Source organism: Pseudomonas sp. Y24-6 (assembly GCF_020295325.1).
Classification (GTDB): Bacteria; Pseudomonadota; Gammaproteobacteria; order Pseudomonadales; family Pseudomonadaceae; genus Aquipseudomonas; species Aquipseudomonas gregormendelii.
On record NZ_JACBXG010000012.1, the window covers coordinates 61,505 to 77,460 of the forward strand.

General features: G+C 55.7%; 14 protein-coding genes. 4 read left to right on the forward strand and 10 right to left on the reverse strand.

All coding sequences use genetic code 11. The annotated features are described in order from the left end of the window. Positions 1–26 precede the first annotated feature (26 nt). Entirely contained in the window at positions 27–1,061 is a 1,035-nt protein-coding gene (locus HYI44_RS21705; protein WP_225570503.1) for a PDR/VanB family oxidoreductase, read from the reverse strand. A gap of 50 nt (positions 1,062–1,111) precedes the next feature. Further along, positions 1,112–2,467: an MFS transporter gene (locus tag HYI44_RS21710; protein WP_060765957.1), complete on the reverse strand. Its 1,356-nt coding sequence runs from the start codon at positions 2,465–2,467 to the stop codon at positions 1,112–1,114. Between the two features lie 210 nt (positions 2,468–2,677). On the opposite strand from HYI44_RS21710, the gene HYI44_RS21715 reads away from it, so the two are divergent. Then, a complete protein-coding gene (locus tag HYI44_RS21715; RefSeq protein WP_225570504.1) occupies positions 2,678–3,265 on the forward strand; it encodes a MarR family winged helix-turn-helix transcriptional regulator in 588 nt (195 codons plus the stop codon). Positions 3,266–3,454: 189 nt separating this feature from the next. On the opposite strand, the gene HYI44_RS21720 is transcribed toward HYI44_RS21715, so the two are convergent. Beyond that, on the reverse strand, positions 3,455–4,366 hold the full coding sequence (locus tag HYI44_RS21720; protein WP_225570505.1) for a LysR family transcriptional regulator: 912 nt from the start codon (positions 4,364–4,366) through the stop codon (positions 3,455–3,457). A 127-nt stretch (positions 4,367–4,493) separates the two neighbouring features. Between HYI44_RS21720 and HYI44_RS21725 the strand changes: the two genes are divergently transcribed. Further along, positions 4,494–5,570 carry an AbrB family transcriptional regulator gene (locus tag HYI44_RS21725; RefSeq protein WP_225570506.1) on the forward strand — a complete coding sequence of 359 codons (1,077 nt, stop codon included), beginning with the start codon at positions 4,494–4,496 and terminating at the stop codon, positions 5,568–5,570. Between the two features lie 120 nt (positions 5,571–5,690). After that, complete coding sequence (locus tag HYI44_RS21730; RefSeq protein WP_134326122.1) at positions 5,691–6,212, forward strand: DMT family transporter; 522 nt, start codon at positions 5,691–5,693, stop codon at positions 6,210–6,212. Positions 6,213–6,840: 628 nt separating this feature from the next. Here the strand turns inward: HYI44_RS21730 and HYI44_RS21735 are convergent. Further along, positions 6,841–7,791, reverse strand: coding sequence for a LysR family transcriptional regulator (locus HYI44_RS21735; RefSeq protein WP_225570507.1), 951 nt, complete (start codon positions 7,789–7,791; stop codon positions 6,841–6,843). Positions 7,792–8,029: 238 nt separating this feature from the next. On the opposite strand from HYI44_RS21735, the gene HYI44_RS21740 reads away from it, so the two are divergent. Next, a complete protein-coding gene (locus HYI44_RS21740; RefSeq protein WP_225570508.1) occupies positions 8,030–8,455 on the forward strand; it encodes an ester cyclase in 426 nt (141 codons plus the stop codon). Between the two features lie 61 nt (positions 8,456–8,516). Here the strand turns inward: HYI44_RS21740 and HYI44_RS21745 are convergent, their stop codons facing one another. From HYI44_RS21745 to HYI44_RS21770, 6 genes are all read right to left on the reverse strand, one after another. Next, positions 8,517–8,780: a hypothetical protein gene (locus HYI44_RS21745; protein WP_225570509.1), complete on the reverse strand. Its 264-nt coding sequence runs from the start codon at positions 8,778–8,780 to the stop codon at positions 8,517–8,519. An 18-nt stretch (positions 8,781–8,798) separates the two neighbouring features. After that, the gene (locus HYI44_RS21750) at positions 8,799–9,095 is read right to left on the reverse strand and encodes a hypothetical protein (protein ID WP_225570510.1); all 297 of its coding nucleotides are present in this window, start codon (positions 9,093–9,095) and stop codon (positions 8,799–8,801) included. Next, positions 9,092–10,072, reverse strand: a complete 981-nt coding sequence (locus tag HYI44_RS21755; protein ID WP_225570560.1) for an integrase domain-containing protein — start codon at positions 10,070–10,072, stop codon at positions 9,092–9,094. Before HYI44_RS21755 ends, HYI44_RS21750 begins: the two co-directional genes overlap by 4 nt. Further along, complete coding sequence (locus HYI44_RS21760) at positions 10,050–10,409, reverse strand: hypothetical protein (RefSeq protein WP_225570511.1); 360 nt, start codon at positions 10,407–10,409, stop codon at positions 10,050–10,052. The genes HYI44_RS21755 and HYI44_RS21760 overlap by 23 nt, the downstream gene beginning before the upstream one ends. Beyond that, positions 10,393–11,793 carry a YfjI family protein gene (locus HYI44_RS21765; protein ID WP_225570512.1) on the reverse strand — a complete coding sequence of 467 codons (1,401 nt, stop codon included), beginning with the start codon at positions 11,791–11,793 and terminating at the stop codon, positions 10,393–10,395. The genes HYI44_RS21760 and HYI44_RS21765 overlap by 17 nt, the downstream gene beginning before the upstream one ends. Before the next feature lie 1,040 nt (positions 11,794–12,833). Then, complete coding sequence (locus HYI44_RS21770) at positions 12,834–15,935, reverse strand: type I restriction endonuclease subunit R (protein WP_225570513.1); 3,102 nt, start codon at positions 15,933–15,935, stop codon at positions 12,834–12,836. Between the last annotated feature and the right edge of the window lie 21 nt (positions 15,936–15,956).

Here is a 15,956-nt window from a genome sequence, read left to right on the forward strand (position 1 = left end):
CTAATCGTTTGTAAAAAAGGTCTCGCCTAGAGGTCGAGTACCAGCACGTCATTTCTGGCTCGGGAAACGCAAATCATGATCTGATCGTGCTGTTCGTCCTCACGCAGCACCATGTCGCGATGCTCGACGTCACCTTCGATCAGACGGGTACGGCAAGAGCCGCAGGTGCCGCTCTCACAAGAACTTGGCGCCCGGATACCGTTGTCACGCAGAACCTCCAGAATCGAGCGGTCGACGGGAATTTCGAGGTCGATTCCGCTCCGGCCAAGGGTCACCGAAAAAGGCCGGTTTTCGGCGAAGCGACTCTGGTCGACGCCGAAGCTTTCAAAATGTATGGAGCCGGGTGGCCAGTGCCCCGTCATGTCCAGCACGCTGTCCATCAATGGCCGGGGGCCACAGCAGTACACATGTGTACCGCTGCTCGGTTTGTCGAAAACAGGCCAGAAATCGTAAGCGTCTGCCCGATTGCCGAAGTCGTGGTGAATGACTACCGTGTTGGCAAATTCGGCCCCCAGCAGCTCATCCCTGAAGGCGGTGAGTTCCGGATTACGGGTGCAGTAGTAAAGTTTGAAGGGGAGGTCGGTGCTGGCCTTCAGGTGACGCATCATCGACAGGATCGGGGTAATACCGATGCCTCCGGCGACGAAGATGAACTGTCGGGCATTCTCGATCAGTTCGAACTCATTTTGCGGAGTTGCCACCGGTAGCAAGTCGCCTGCCTCGATATCATCGGCCATGCTCACCGAACCGCCTCGTCCGTTGGCGTCACGCTTGACAGCAATGACATAACGCTCACGCTCTTGCGGGTCGTTGCTCAATGAGTAATTGCGGATACTTCCGTTGGGCACCCTTACCCTGAGGTGCGCTCCGGCCGTAAAGGCGGGCAGAAGCATCCCCTGCGGGTGGGCCAATTCGAAGCGGAAAATGCCTTGGGCAATTTCGGTTTTGGCGATCACCTTGAGGCCAGTGAACCCATCATCGAGCTGTTCGGAACTACTCATCGCTGTTTCCTCATTACATCCGGTCGCGGGCTGAACACGCCCGCGCACCGAGAGTTGCATAGATATCTAACATTTTTTGGGCGTGATTCGGCCAATCAGACTGCTCGATCCTATTCGTCGGTAAGTGGCTTTTCGCTCAAGGCGTTAGCTGGCACCGCAATCAGAACCGCCATACCACCCGCCAGGACCAGGGCCCCGATTATCGTCAGTCCGATTGCGAGGCTGCCGGTGACTGTGTTGATCCAGCCCAGTCCGATGGGCGCACAGAACGCTCCGATCTGACCAAGAGAACTGATCGCCGAAATCCCCCCTGCGGCGGACTCATCATTAAGATAAGCAGGAGGAATCGACCAGATGATCGCTGCGGCACCGAAGTACGACACTGCAATCATTGCCAGGCAAGTAATTGAAATAATGGCCGAGTCCACAACGTGAGGCAGCAGGCAGGCGCCCAAGGCACCGAAGGCGATACTGAAAAAGAAGTGCTTGCGACGCTCCAGACGAATGTCGGAGCTGCGCGCAATGAGAATCATGGCGATCGCCCCCACGATGTATGGCACGGTGGAAAGCAATCCGACATGCAATACATCCTGGATGCCGGTGTTGCGGATGATGGTAGGCGTCCAGTAATTGAGGATCGTGCCACAGAGCGGCACGGTGGCCCAACCAGCAGCAAGGACGTATACGCGCGGATCCTTGAGCGCAGCCAGCACAGCATGACGCTTATCGGTAACGGGCTTCTTGCCTGCGCGGTCAGCGGCCAGCGCGTCGAGAATAATGGATTTTTCCTCGTCGTCGAGCCACTTGGCCTGCTCGGGTTTGTCCACCAGATAGAAATAGGCCATCACACCCATTACGGCAGCGGGAAGACCTTCCAGGATGAACATCCACTGCCAGTTTTTCATTCCCATGACGTCGACGAAATGCGTGAGTATCCAACCGGACAGGGGACCGCCGATGATTCCCGCCGCGGCGATGGCCAACAAGAAGCGCGAGGTGATGCGAGCACGCCTGGCACCTGGATACCAATAGGTCAGATAAAGAATGATTCCAGGCCAGAAGCCAGCTTCGGCAGCGCCCAACAGGGCGCGGGCAATGTAGAACTCAGTGGGCGTTGTCATGAACGCCATGGACGCTGAGATCAAGCCCCACAGCACCATGATCCGGGTGATCGTCAACCGGGCACCAATCTTTTGCAGGTAAAGCGTACTGGGTATTTCCAATGCGATGTAGCCGATGAAAAACAAGCTTACGCCGAGTCCGTAGGCAGCATCGCTCATGCCTAAATCGTGCTTCAGGTAAACCTGCGCGAAGCTGATGTTCACGCGATCCAGATAATTGAGAACCCAGGCCACGAAGATGAAGGTCATCAAACGTAGTGTGACTTTTCTATAGACCTTCTCGATGCGCTCATGGCTGCGCTGGAGAAGATGGGGCACGGCATCTGTAGCTGCTGTTGTTGTCATTGTGCACGCCTCGGACTTTGTGTAGCACGACCAAAGCCATGGGGGGGCTTGGTGTGCTTTTCTATTAGGTCTCTAAGAGAATATGGCGAATTTTCTTCTCTCGCAATCAAAAAAAGAACGATCTCTAAGTATTTTTTGATCTAGCGCATGTGTTGAGGCAACGCGTTATGCTTAGTATCGCTTACGCAGGTGATGAGATCGGACCTTGATATGACTGCACGAAAGCCTTTAGGCCACAAACAACCTGAAACCCAGGAAATACTCAGGCATTGGCACGATGTTGTACCTGATGACCGTCTGGCCCACCTGGTCAAGGATGCAACTCGCGCGCTGGTCAGAGCACTGCAGATGCGGTTGACCGAACACGACGTATCCTTTGGTCATTGGGCGTTCTTGCGGATCCTCTGGGAGACAGACGGATTGACCCAAAAACAACTCAGCACTCAGGCTGGACTGATGGAACCTACGACTTTCGCTGCGGTGAAGGCGATGGAAAAACTGGGCTACGTCGTCCGGCAGCAGATGCCGGATAACAAGAAAAATGTTCACGTCTTCCTCACCGATGAAGGACGGCGACTGAAGGATGTGTTGATTCCTCTGGCGCTGGAAGTCAACGAGGTGAGTGTGGCCGGGCTCGAGGAGCAAGACGTCGAAACAGCACGACACGTTCTATTGACGGTGATAGAGAATCTCGCAAACGCAGAAGCGAATTCCATCAATCCTTCCCATCGGGTGCCGTCAACGCGGGAGGTTGGGCGCATGATCAACGAGCGCAGCGAGACTGTTTGTCCGGATTAGTGTCGTGTCGCAAACCGTTGAAACGGCCTCAGTGCTCCAATCCGTCGGAATTGAATTGTTTTTTCACGCTCAGCCCTGGCGCATCTTCAGATTGCCTCGCCTCCTGGCATTACGCTTTTAGTACACCTGTGAACAGCGTCAGGCAGGCAGTACCTCACCTCCTGTTGAGTGCAGCAACCGGGGCTGCCTCTACACAACCTGCCTCCCATCGAAAAACTGTGCGCCTTCAACTTTGAGAATACCCAGCAGCATCTGCGCCGCCGGCGACAGGTAGGCGTTCCTGCGAGTGAACACGACGATGGTGCGTTTCATCGTGGTTTCCTTGAGCATGACCTCGCGAAGGTTCCTCCTGCCATTGACGTCTTCAAGTGTTTCCCGGGGTAGAAAGCAAAGCAGGTTTGTTGCACCGACCAAGCGTGGCAGCAGAGAAATCGAGGTGGTCTCGATCTGCACCTGAGGCAAGGGCAAGTTCCGCTCCTGGAACGCATTATCGATCCAGCGACGGGCTGAAACGGTGGTCGCCGGCAGCGCCCAGCGGTACTGACACAGGTCACGCAACTGATATCGGGCATTGAACAGCGGATGATTATGGCTAGCGACCACCACCGCTTCAGCGTCGAACAAAGCATGAGACTCCAGTATCGGACCCGTTTCATACTTCGAGCAAATCACCATGTCCAGCCGCCCAGAACAAAGGGACTCATGCAGGAAATCGTCCTGACCGATCACCAGGTTCAGCGTGATTGCCGGCGCATGGGAAAGCAATGTCGCAGTCAGGTGTGGCAGCAGGTGGTCCGCCATGGAAGCGCTGCAGCCCAAGCGAATGTTACCCATCATACCGCTGGCAAAATCGCGCACCTCACGTCGGGTCTCAGCGATGTTCTGCTGCAGCTGTTTGCCGCGCACCTTCAGTAGCTCCCCAACCGGGGTGAGTTTGATGCGTCGGCCGTCACGTTCGAACAGTCGCGTACCGAGCGACTCCTCAAGCCGCTGAATGCTTTTGGTCAGCGCCGGTTGGCTGCGGTTTAGCTTTTGCGCCGCCTGGCCCAGGTGGCCCAACTCGGCGATGGTTTCAAAATAGGTGAGGTCGCGCAGGTCCATATCCATCAACCAAAGTTATTAATTCATCAATATTAGAAAATATACTTGATCGAATAAGCTATCAATAATTGTCGCGCGTTGGCTGCACGCCAGTGCAATCGGGGCGACCAGCATTGGAGCGAAATACTTGTCCACTTCACCACGGCTTTTTCTGCATCCTTACTCCGCTCCGGTCCAATGGATAGCGCTATCACTGCTGGCCGGTGCCAGCGGTCAGTGGTTGAGGTTTCTGGAGGTGCCCGCCGGGCAGTTTCTGGGGCCAATGCTGGTGGCCATTGTGTTCGGTGTTTGCGGTGCGAGCATTCGCTTGCACCGCTATGCCTTCAAGCTGGGGCAGGGCTGCGTAGGAATGCTTGCAGCTCATTCGATGACCCTGGCGGTGCTGGTCTCGCTGGTCCAGTCCTGGCCGTTAATGCTGCTTTCAACCCTGCTGACGGTCAGCTTCAGTGCGCTGGTCGGGCTTGTGCTAGCGAGGGTCGGCGGCATCCCTGCCAGCACCGCCGCCTGGGGCACGGCACCGGGGGCCGCCTCGGCGATGGTCTCGATGTCCGATGAATTCGGCGCCGATTCACGGGTGGTCGCAACCATGCAGTATGCGCGGGTGGTGTGCGTGGTGATGATCGGTGCGCTGATTAGCCGCTGGCTGGGGGCATCTACCGGGGGGAGCGAAGTGCATGCCGCGAGCGCCGCATTGCAAAGCTTCAACCTGCTGAACCTGGGGCTCACATTCGCCACCCTTGTGGCCGGGATCGCACTGGGTAATCGGCTACCGGCCGGTACACTGCTGATGCCATTACTGTTGGGTGGCGCCTTGCAAGTGAGCGGCTTGTTGCACATCACCCTGCCAAGCTGGCTGCTCGCAACCGCTTATGGCGCGATCGGTTGCTACGTTGGCCTGCGCTTCGACCGCCCGACCATTAACTACGTCTGGCGACGTTTTCCGGCGATGATATTGGGAGCTGTGCTGATGATCACGCTGTGTGCGTTGTCGGCCTGGTTGCTGGCGGCGCTGCTCGACAAGGATTTCCTCTCAGTTTACCTGGCCACTAGCCCAGGCGGGCTGGACACCATGGCGATCATTGCGGTGGACACCCACTCCGACGTCGGGTTGGTGCTGGCGATGCAGACCTTGCGGTTGTTCGCGGTAATCATTACGGGGGCGTTTTTGGCGCGGTTGGTCATTCGGTTGGCGGGCCGTTCATAAGCAATCCTGACGGAGCAACATTCCTGGGGGCTTACAGCGCTCACCCTCAATTCAATAGCCTGGTTGCCCTCAGTTCCTGCAACCAGTCATTCCAGACCTGAACCTGAATAGACACAGATAATGTTGAGCAAATCGCTCTTTCTTACCGTACTACCCATGGTCATGGCGTTCGTCGCCGGTGCTGTCCTGCCGTTTCAGGCAACCACCAACGCGGCAGTTGGACGCGCCTTGGGGCATCCGCTCTGGGCGGCCCTCATCTCCCTTGTCATCAGCGCAATCGTGGTGATCGCTGCGCTGCTCATCCTCAAGGTGCAGGCTCCGGATATCGGCCGCGCCTTGCGAGGCGCCTGGTGGGTATGGATCGGGGGGATCCTGGGGGCGATCTATGTCGGCAGCGCGGTCGTTGTAACGCCAAAGCTGGGCGCCAGCGGCTTTATCATTCTGGTCGTCGTCGGACAGATCTTCATTGGACTTTTGATCGACCACTTCGGCTTGATGGGGCTTACCTCGAAACCCATCACATTCTTGAAGCTGATAGGCGCCGCGATGATTCTCGGGGGCGTCTTCCTTGTTCAAGGCTTGAGCGCGAATGCCGCCTCCCAGCCCAAGGAGTCCATTGTACAGCGGTCCATCCCGCAGTAAGGCAGCTACATCTCGATCTATGGCTAGTGGTGCTTCATCCGACTTGGCTGCACGCCGGCGGCGCTTTCGAAAGCGGACAGGATCGACAGCTTCATCGGCTAGCACACTAGTCGGGAGGTGAGCATGGAGATCAAAACTCAGGCGTTGGTAGACGTCCCCTAATTGTTTGCCGTAGTTTCATTATCTGCGGCCGTTGATCACCTTGCTCTGTGTTGATCAGCGCCTTTGCCAGCACCAATGCTGTCGTTCTGTACGGCCCTCCAGGGACCAGGTTCTACTCGCGTAAAGCACAAAGCCAATATTGCTTGTGCAAGACACATAGATCTGAATAACTGCTTTTGGCCGATTCTGTTGAATAAGTCGTTTTTCTCAAATTGCCAAAAGACTGATTGGTGAATGCGCCTTTTTTGCACGTTGCTACGTGAAATCCGAGTCCGGAAGCCTCTGCCAAAAGTAAAGATTTCAATCTCGGACGCGTACTTTTCTGCTGCGCAAACCATAGCCGACTTTTTCAACAGATTCGACCCAAAGCAGACCTTCAGGGCACGCAACTATTGGCCGAATTCTGCCTGTCCTCAAGGTTGTCCATCCATACGATGGGCTATTGCAACGATTAGAACTCCTTCTCTCACAGAAGGTATTCCCCCATTTTTGGCGTGCTGTGCATAACCTCTCTTAGTGCGTCCAATAAAGCGGAAGCGGCAGGTGACAATGTAGCGTCTGCTAGTCGGGAAACACCGATTTGCTCCAGAATTAGAGGTTCGAAAGCCGGGAGGCGAATTAGCTCCTTACTGTGTGCGGGGTCAGAAATAACTGATTGAGGTAATATTCCAAGAAGATCGGTCTGTTTTAATAACCAAAGTATATTGAAGAATGATGCTGTTTCTATAGTTGCATGTGGTGGATTGATGCCATTTCGATGAAAAATATTATCGAACTGCTTCCGTAAAGTAGTTTCTATTGGAGGCAGAATCCATGCTTCGCGCGCGAGTTCTTCCAGTTTAACCCCTGGTTGCTGAGCAAGAGGGTGGTCACGGCGCGCAACGATCACGGCGTTTTCGCTAAAAAGCGCCTCCTGAGCGACAACGACACTTGAACTGACATCGGAAAGTCTCCCAATCAAGAAGTCCAATTCGCCCGAGATGAGCCGAGGTATCAGTTCGCCGCTTACACCATCGACTATTTTGATGCGGATGCTTGGTCGGCTTGCCCACAGTCGCGCGATGGCTGCAGGTACAAGATAACTTGACCCAGTTAACACGCTTCCTATGGCAACACGCCCGGCATGCCCTTTTCCAAGAGCGTCGATTGCTTGGGATACATGATCCAGCTGGGCAAGAATCATCCGGCTGCGCTGCACAAAGTCCCGACCAAGCTCTGTAGGCGTAACCCCCCTACGATTCCGAGTGTAGAGCTGAGCCCCTACAGCCTCCTCCAGATCCTGTAATAGCTTGCTCGCCGTGGGCTGTGAGAGGTTCAGCGAGCGTGCGGCGTGCAAGACACTGCCATATTCAAACAATGCAATCGCCAAGCGGAAATGCCTGACTGTCGCCCATTTTTCCAACCGTTCCAGACTCATGTGGTATTCCATTAGCTGATAGCACATCTAATATATTCTAGATTTACGAATACCATAACCCCTCCTAGAATGTGCCTGACGCGCTGGGCCGTTCCAATGAAACACTTGCGAAGTGTGCAAAAGGTCTTGTTCGTATTGATGTAACGTCTCTGGGATACGGCTCCTTTGAGTGGGGCGGCCTTTTATAATAGCTGTTGGATTTATTGCTTGTTATCAATGTGAGAGGGGTAAGTGTCGTATGAACGTCAAAAATCTAGATACGGTGAAGAACTACTTTAAATACTGTGTGGATGGTAAGGATGTTGAGCGAGTTTCCGAGTATTTCGATGTCGACGTGGTCGTGCATCGACCGGACTGCGATGCTCCGATAGGTGGTTTGGAAAACTTCAAACGAGCCTTGAGCGCAAATGTTCTCGAGCGATATAAGACAATTAAAACTACGTTCAGCAAGGAAGTTGTTACAGATGACGTTGTTGTAGTCGCGTTGACACACTGTGCAACCGGTTCGAATACATGGCACGGCTTTGACGTAGAAGGCAAGAGCTTAACGTGGACGGCCCTGACGTACTTCCGGTTTAACAAAGAGGGTAAAGTGGTCGAGGAGATCGTTGAACGGAACGAACTGTTCATGGCAAAGCAACTCGGAATTATCAGTTACGAGTAACACTTAGTTAAATCCCAAGGGAGCTAAGTCCACCGTGGTGAAAGTATGTTCTCCACGGTGGTCAGAGGCCGCTATTGGCCCAGAGTGTGTAAAAACGCTTCGCCAAAATTGAAGTGCGCGCATCTACGTTAAATCTGAAATTTATCGGCACGTCAGCAGATGTGGATTTCGCGTAGAAGCGCGATTTCCAGTCCAGTTTTGAGTGCCTGTCGCGCTGAAAAACGTTTTTACACAGCCTCGGCCGTTTTTTGCCATTTCCGTGGTGTTCTTCGAGCAGGTTCATCAGCTCGAGGATGTCCGCGCTGAGATAGATGAAGGTGGACAAGTGGGACTGGAAGGCTGCCTACCTACGACTACTCGAGCGACCGATCAGCATTTCTTGGTCATTCCCTAATCGTTTCCAGACCAATAGAGCGGTGAGCCGATAGTAATACCGGGTGGCATCGGAGTGGTCTTTCAGGTGCTGAGTGAAAAACCAGCGCATATGCTTGAGCTGCCAGGTCCAGGGACTATCTCGCTGCCATCGCTGTTGAATGGCCGCTTGCATGATTCGGGCTTGCCGTAGGTGTCGTTGCTGAGTGGCCTTCGCGCCGGTCAGTACGCCGCTCAGGAACAGCGTCATATTGTAGGGCTTAGTCACGCTCTTCCTCCAATGTAAGCCGAAACTACATCGATCCGGTTATGCCCGAGCTCAAGGCTGATCTGTTGCCGCGCCTGCTGATCAAGGTTGCGGTCAATGCAATAGCAGTGGCCACCATTGATCGGTGCTGTGTGCCCCGTGAGCTGCTCGTAACGCTCGCAGGCATAGGCCGCTCGCAGTTCATGAAAACCCTTCAGCCCGTGTTCATGCAGCGTTTCGCGCGCGGGGAGCACGGTCTGTTGCAGGAATGCGGCGTAGCTTTCGTCGCGGGCCAGCAAGTTGCGGCTGCCGGTTGGCGATGCCTTACGAGCCAACAGCAGCGCCGCTTTCACCGCTTCATTGGCCATGATCCATCGCGGCGCTGAAGCCCCTGAACGACCGCCTTTGGTGCCGTCCTGAATGTTGATGCGGCCTAAGTGTTCGGCTTCGCGGTGCAAGCGTGGCAGGTCAGCCAGGATCGCCTCTCGCAGGCGCATACCGGTTGCTCGGGCCAACAGGACAATCGCGGCCACCCGGGCGTGTTGCTGTTCGCCAAGTGCCTCGAGTACTCGCCGCACCTGTTGGTGGTCTTGGCCATCCGGTGCGCGGGTGCGTACGCTCGAGCGCTGCTGGCCTAACGCCTGGCTCGGGCTGGCGATCCTCACGTCCTGATCACCGCGCAGCGCGGCGAGGGTGCGGTTAACGCTGCTCAGGCGGTTCTGCGCGGTAGCGATGCCGAGTTCACCTTGCTGGATCTGCTGGCGCAGATACGCGGCGTAATCTTGCAGCGTCCGGCGATCGATCTGGCGCGCATCGTTGTAACCGGGGCCGTCCTCTGACCGACACCAACGCACGAATGCTTGCCAGCGATCGCTATGCGCTTTGACCGTGGCGAAGTGGCCGCCGGCAAACAGATCCTTGAGCGCTTGTGGGCCGGCGTAGCTCAGCTGACGGCCATAGCCAAAGTTACGGCCATCACGCCGACCGACTAGAGCCATCATCATCACCGTTTTCATTTGTTTGCAGAAAGCGCAGCAGGGCTTTCCAGTGGGGGCTGAGCCGGTCCACCTGCTGCCAGTGTGTCGGGCGGATCAGGAGGGCGTTCTCCTGGTGTTGCAGCAGTGCCCCTTCCTCACGCAGTTGCTCGATCAGCAGGGCGAGGTGGGCAGGGTCAATTGGTGGTGTGGCGACAGCGGCGACAGTGGCGACAACCCGCGTCGTTTCTGGCCTGGCGCGTGGCGACAGGGTGGCGACAGAAGCGGCGACACGCCGCGATTCAGGTTGCGATTGATGTTGCGCCCGGTAGCAGCGCACCGCGTCATTGAGGCGGAACATGGCGGACCTCGAAAGTTTTTCCGTCGCGGCTGCTCAGCCAGCGAGAAGTGATCAGCACGACCAATAAAGAGGCGGTATGGTCAGCGCTCTTGCGGGCAAAACGAGGACCGTTGCGATTGACGTCGCGGACGGTGAACTGGGTCCAGCCTTTCTGCACCAGCCAGCGCAGCAGCCGATCTGCTTCCTCGCGTAGGCTATTGACCGGCTCTTGTTCGGTCAGGCGTTGAATCTCGGCCAGGTAGTAATCCATCAGCGTGGAGGCACGCTGGATGTGTGCTTCGTCCAGCGCACTGGCCTCTTCAACCATGGCCAGCACGCCCGCGATACGCAGTACATTCGCCGCGGCTTTGCCCGCGACAGGCTGGACGCCGGCCAGCTCGCCGAACTCGCCAGACTGGCACTCGATGGTGTCGTGAATATCGATCCAGGCACGACGGGCACGGGGAGTCAGTTCCAGCGTGACGGGATTTAGTGATCCATCCTTGTGAAGCGACCAGGGCTTTTGCAGCAGGGCGGTGATCCGTTGTTGGTAGCGCTGGACCTTGGCATCTCGGGTTAGGTCGATCGCCTTGTAGAGTCGCTGGCCGGCCAGGCGCTCGGGCCAACAGATCAGGCAGCGGCCGAGGATGCCTTGGCCATTGATCAGCGGGTCTTTGAACAGCTGGTTGGCCAAGTAGGGCTGCAGCATCAGATGCAGGCTGAGGCGGCGGTCATAGGCACGCAGGCTTTCTCCGGCCATGGAGCGCGCCCGGTCGATCGGGCTGCCATCCCACAATGTCGATAAGGTGGTGATCGCCTTGAGCAGATTCTCTTTGCTCATGGTGCTGCTGCCCAAGAACTGGCCACCTTCATCATTGAACAAGCCCATGCTGGGCAAGCCCTGGCACAGGCTTTTGACCAGGGCCTCAATGGTGGGTTCGGCAATGATCAGTCTCGGCGGTACCGGCTCGGATAGCTCACGGCCGTCCGCCTCCGCGTGTTTCTTTGAGGCTTTGGGTTTGGCCATGATGCTGGTGGCGGCGCGATAGGCTTTGAGCTTTTCCGCGTACAGGGTCCACTGCTGTCGTTCCCAGTCGCGTGCCGCCTTCAGTGCCAGGTGATCCACCGCGCTTTTGCGATCCCCTGAGGACGCCACCGTCAGCAGGTAGAGGGACAGCGGATAGGTTCGGCCGTCGAGTTGGGCATTGGCGTGGCCCTGGCTCACCAAGGCAGTGGTAGCCAGCACCGACTGTGCAGCCATGGCGCAGGGCACGCCGATCACCTCGGCCAATCGCTCGACCGCAGGGCCCAACAGATCCCCGAGTGCTTCGACCGGGTAGGGCAGTGGCGCCTGCTGGTACTCCAGCAATGGTTGTGGGGGCTCGAACGCTTCGCACAGTTGCATCGAAATTCTCCTGAGATTATCGACTTCGTCCTCACTCATCCCGCCACGGTTGTTGAGTGTTATCAGGGATCAAGGCCCCTGCGACCTGTGAGGTTTGTCCACTCACGCAGGACTGACGGCTCCTTACGGCCGGGAGCTTGGGCATCTCATGATCTGGCCTCCTGAACACTTCCGTAGAAGTGGGCGGGTGGAGGCTGCACTGGCTGACGAAGCCGGTGCCGCGAGATCCTGAGTCAGGTGAAGGCAGCGAAGCGATGACTAGGGCATGCCTGACTGTCAGTCAGGTGCAGTCCATTCCGTGGGCTGCGGCACCATCATCGGCATCGCTGTGGCGAGTGAGCATTCGGTGTTTGTCACGCCGATTGTCACGAGGGGGAAAGCCGCAAAGGCCCGTGCGAGCAGGGCTGCAGCAGTGTGATATGCGCCCGTCTCTTTAGGGGGCAAAGAGACGGGCAAAAGGTTGGCGCAAGAAATAGCCAAGCGGATAAGTTGCTGCAGAGCAGCCAGGAGGGGGCATGAGTTGCCGCAGTGGGCATTCTGGAAGAAGTGGCATCCATCACATCGCTGTGACCGTGCGAGCCGCCGGACGCTAATCGCACTTGGGGAGAACCACCACGATGTGGCGTAGCCTCAAAGGTTCTGGCTACCTGGGTGCTGTCGAGGACAGCGCTGGTACAGTTCTGGTTTAGCGCTCGTTCTGCTCGCGGTCAACAGTATTTTGGGGGCGGCTGTTGCGCCAACCGGTAGCACTGGAAGACCTTGGAAGCCGGTGGCCTTCCATGGCTGGGTGGTCGTTCGTCGGTTTTTAATGTGAGCCTGCGTAATTGCATGGACTTGACCATTTGCATTGTCACTGACCAGTCGAATTGCATTCGACCTGACCAGCACACGCCGTAGTGACGACCGGCGGGAACGGCCAAAAGCAGACGAATCTGAGGCCATATCGACTGACATCCGCTCGAGTCGAGCGTCAGGTGAATACACGGGGCCGCGCTTGGCCACACGAATATCTTGAAGGATTCCGGGCGAATGGTGGGTAATTAAACCGACCCACCCACGCCCTTAAACTTCTCAACAAAAACAGAGATTTTCTGGAAGACGTTCTGCTTTTTAGACAGGTATTGCGGATTCAGCGGACTCATCTTAGGCAGCACAGCATTGAGCTCGGTGCCATTGTCACTGGCAAACTCCCGTTTCAGTGAGGTAGTGATATAGCGTCTGGCCGCGTCGGCGTTGAGGTTCTCGCTGTCTATCAGCTCGGCAGCCTCACGTTGCTGTTCCACTTGAGCAAAGCTGAAGAAGATGTCGATCACGCTTGCCTTATCGCCAATCTGATCCAAATTGGTCTGATTGACGAAATCCACCAGCAAGCCTTCTTTGGCGCGATTACCCAAGCTGGCACGAATCACCCGGCGCACCTCATCCACTAGATCCGACTTGCTCTTGGTCTTCTTGTTGTGCTCGAAGATCAGCTCCAAAATGTAATCCAGATTAATTTCCTGCGATTTGAGCAGATCCACTTCAAAGACCACGTCATCCCAATCAATGGTGGATTTTTCCTTTTCAGCGCCCGCTCTTTCCCGGCGCAACCAGTCGCGCACATCGTTATAGGTCGAACGATAATCCTGGATTTTCCGCTCCGCCGGCATCTTGATCGCTTGCAGCGCGACAAGGTCTTCATCCTTTAAATAATGCTGAGCCTTGAACGCTTCGACTGCTGCCGAATCGTTCATATCCAAGGTTTGCAATGCCTTCAGACTGGCGAATTCATCGTAGTTTTGCAGCACGTTCTCAACGCGCAAATACTCGCCAAACAGCTTGGCAAAGGCCTTTTTGTCACACTCTTTTTCAATCGCCGCAGGGTCGGGGAAACGTTGTTCCAACTCTGTAACAACCGCCACAAAACCACGCCGTGCCTCACCTGTCAGAACATCGGTAAAGCCCTCCATGTACTCCTTGTAGCTCTTCTCCAGCACCACGTTTCGGGTATTGCTGTTGCCGAACAAGGTGATGGCGTCGATGGTCGCCTGTTCCAGATCGCGGAAGGTCACGATGTTACCGAAGGTCTTGGTCGCATCGAAAATCCGGTTGGTACGCGAATAGGCCTGTATCAGGCCGTGATAGCGCAGGTTCTTGTCGACGAACAGCGTGTTGAGAGTCGGGGCATCGAAACCGGTGAGGAACATGCCCACCACGATTAACAGATCAACTTCCCTGGCTTTGACTTGTTTGGCCAGATCGCGGTAGTAGTTCTGAAAGCCGTTGCTGTCCACGCTGAAGTTAGTTTTGAACAGCGCGTTGTAGTCCGCAATGGCCGCGTTCAAGAACTCTTTGGCGGTGCTACTCATGGCAGAAACATCGAAACTTTCGTCCTCGATCTCGCCGACCACAGCCTGCTCCTCGTTGGCAGCGAACGAGAAGATAGTGGCCACTCGCAAAGGCTTTTCCCTGCCCTTCTGCAGCTCCCTGAAAGATTCATAGTAGAGCTTGGCGGCTTCCACGCTGCTGACCGCGAACATAGCGTTGAAGCCCTTATTGCCCGCTTGCAGGCGGTGGGTTTTCTGCTGGAAACTGTTCAGGATGTACTGTGTGATCTCGCGGATACGCTCGGGGTGCAAAAAGGCCTGCCTGTTCTCCGCCGCGCTGAATTTTGTCTCATCCTGTTCGGTTTCAATGGCCTTGAACTGTGGCCGCACATCGTTGTAATCGACCTTGAACTTGAGCACCTTTTCATCGCGAATCGCATCGGTGATCACGTACGAGTGCAAGTCACGGCCAAACACGCTTGCCGTATCTTCCGCACCTAGCGCGTTATGGCCTGCAATGATCGGCGTTCCGGTAAAGCCGAACTGATAGAGCTTCTTGAACTTCCTCTTCAGGTTCTTCTGCGCCTCACCAAACTGGCTGCGGTGGCACTCGTCGAAAATGAAGACCACCTGCTTGCCGTAAATGGGCAGGTCGGGTTCGCTCTTCATCAGGTTGTTGAGCTTCTGGATGGTGGTGACGACAATCTTGTTGTCGTCCTTGTCCAGGTTACGCTTCAGGCCCGCCGTGCTTTCCGAACCGTTCACGCTTTCCGGGGAAAAGCGCTGGTACTCCTTCATGGTCTGGTAATCCAGATCCTTGCGGTCCACCACGAAGAACACCTTTTCGATGAACTCCAACTCGGTGGCCAGGCGAGCAGCCTTGAAGCTGGTCAGCGTCTTGCCGGAGCCGGTGGTGTGCCAGATGAAGCCCCCGCCTTCGCGCGTGCTCCACTTCTTGGCCTGAAACGCGCAGTTGATCTTCCACAAAATGCGCTCCGTGGCGGCGATCTGGTATGGGCGCATCACCAGCAGCGTGTTGCTGGTGTCGAAGACCGAATAGCGCAGCAGCACTTTCAGCAGGGTGTCTTTCTGGAAAAAAGTGGCGGTGAAGTCTTTCAGATCCTTGATCAGGCTGTTATCCGCCTTCGCCCAATTCATGGTGAAGTCGAAGCTGTTCTTGTTACGTTGTGTGGTATTGGCAAAGTAACGGCTGTCGGTGCCGTTGGAGATCACGAATAGTTGCAGGTATTTGAACAAGGAATTAACGCTGTTGAAGCTTTCCTTGCTGTAGCGGTGCACCTGATTGAAGGCCTCACGAATCGCTACGCCGCGCTTCTTCAATTCCACCTGCACCATCGGCAAGCCATTGACCAGAATCGTCACGTCGTAGCGATTGGCGAGGCTGCCGGTTTGCTCGAACTGCTTGATCACCTGCACGCTGTTGCGTAGGACGTTTTTATTGTCCAGCAGGTAGATATTTTGGATACGGCCATCGTCAAAGACGAAGTCATGAATGTAGTCGTCGTGAATCTTCCGGGTTTTCTCGACGATGCCATCGCTGGGCTTGTCCAGCCAGGTTTCGACGAAGCGCTGCCACTCTCTGTCGGAAAACTGCGCGTTGTTGAGCGTTTGTAGTTGCACGCGCACGTTGGCCAGAAGGGCTTGGGGCGTCTTCAGGGTGGTCAGGTATTCATAGCCCTGTTTCGTCAGGTCCTCAATGAACTCACGCTCCAAATCGCCTTCGCTCTGATAGCTCTCGGCAATCGACCATTCCTTTTTGTATTGCTCCAGAACGATGAAGTTGTTCAATTCGGCAATGGCTTTGTAGTCGCTCATTCTTGCGTGTCCCTTTTTGCA

Coding starts and splice junctions, on each gene's coding strand:
- HYI44_RS21705 (WP_225570503.1), bottom strand. CDS start 1,061: ATGCAACTCTCGGTGCGCGGGCGTGTTCAGCCCGCGACCGGATGTAAT.
- HYI44_RS21710 (WP_060765957.1), bottom strand. CDS start 2,467: ATGACAACAACAGCAGCTACAGATGCCGTGCCCCATCTTCTCCAGCGC.
- HYI44_RS21715 (WP_225570504.1), top strand. CDS start 2,678: ATGACTGCACGAAAGCCTTTAGGCCACAAACAACCTGAAACCCAGGAA.
- HYI44_RS21720 (WP_225570505.1), bottom strand. CDS start 4,366: ATGGACCTGCGCGACCTCACCTATTTTGAAACCATCGCCGAGTTGGGC.
- HYI44_RS21730 (WP_134326122.1), top strand. CDS start 5,691: ATGTTGAGCAAATCGCTCTTTCTTACCGTACTACCCATGGTCATGGCG.
- HYI44_RS21735 (WP_225570507.1), bottom strand. CDS start 7,791: ATGAGTCTGGAACGGTTGGAAAAATGGGCGACAGTCAGGCATTTCCGC.
- HYI44_RS21740 (WP_225570508.1), top strand. CDS start 8,030: ATGAACGTCAAAAATCTAGATACGGTGAAGAACTACTTTAAATACTGT.
- HYI44_RS21755 (WP_225570560.1), bottom strand. CDS start 10,072: ATGGCTCTAGTCGGTCGGCGTGATGGCCGTAACTTTGGCTATGGCCGT.
- HYI44_RS21760 (WP_225570511.1), bottom strand. CDS start 10,409: ATGTTCCGCCTCAATGACGCGGTGCGCTGCTACCGGGCGCAACATCAA.
- HYI44_RS21765 (WP_225570512.1), bottom strand. CDS start 11,793: ATGCAACTGTGCGAAGCGTTCGAGCCCCCACAACCATTGCTGGAGTAC.
- HYI44_RS21770 (WP_225570513.1), bottom strand. CDS start 15,935: ATGAGCGACTACAAAGCCATTGCCGAATTGAACAACTTCATCGTTCTG.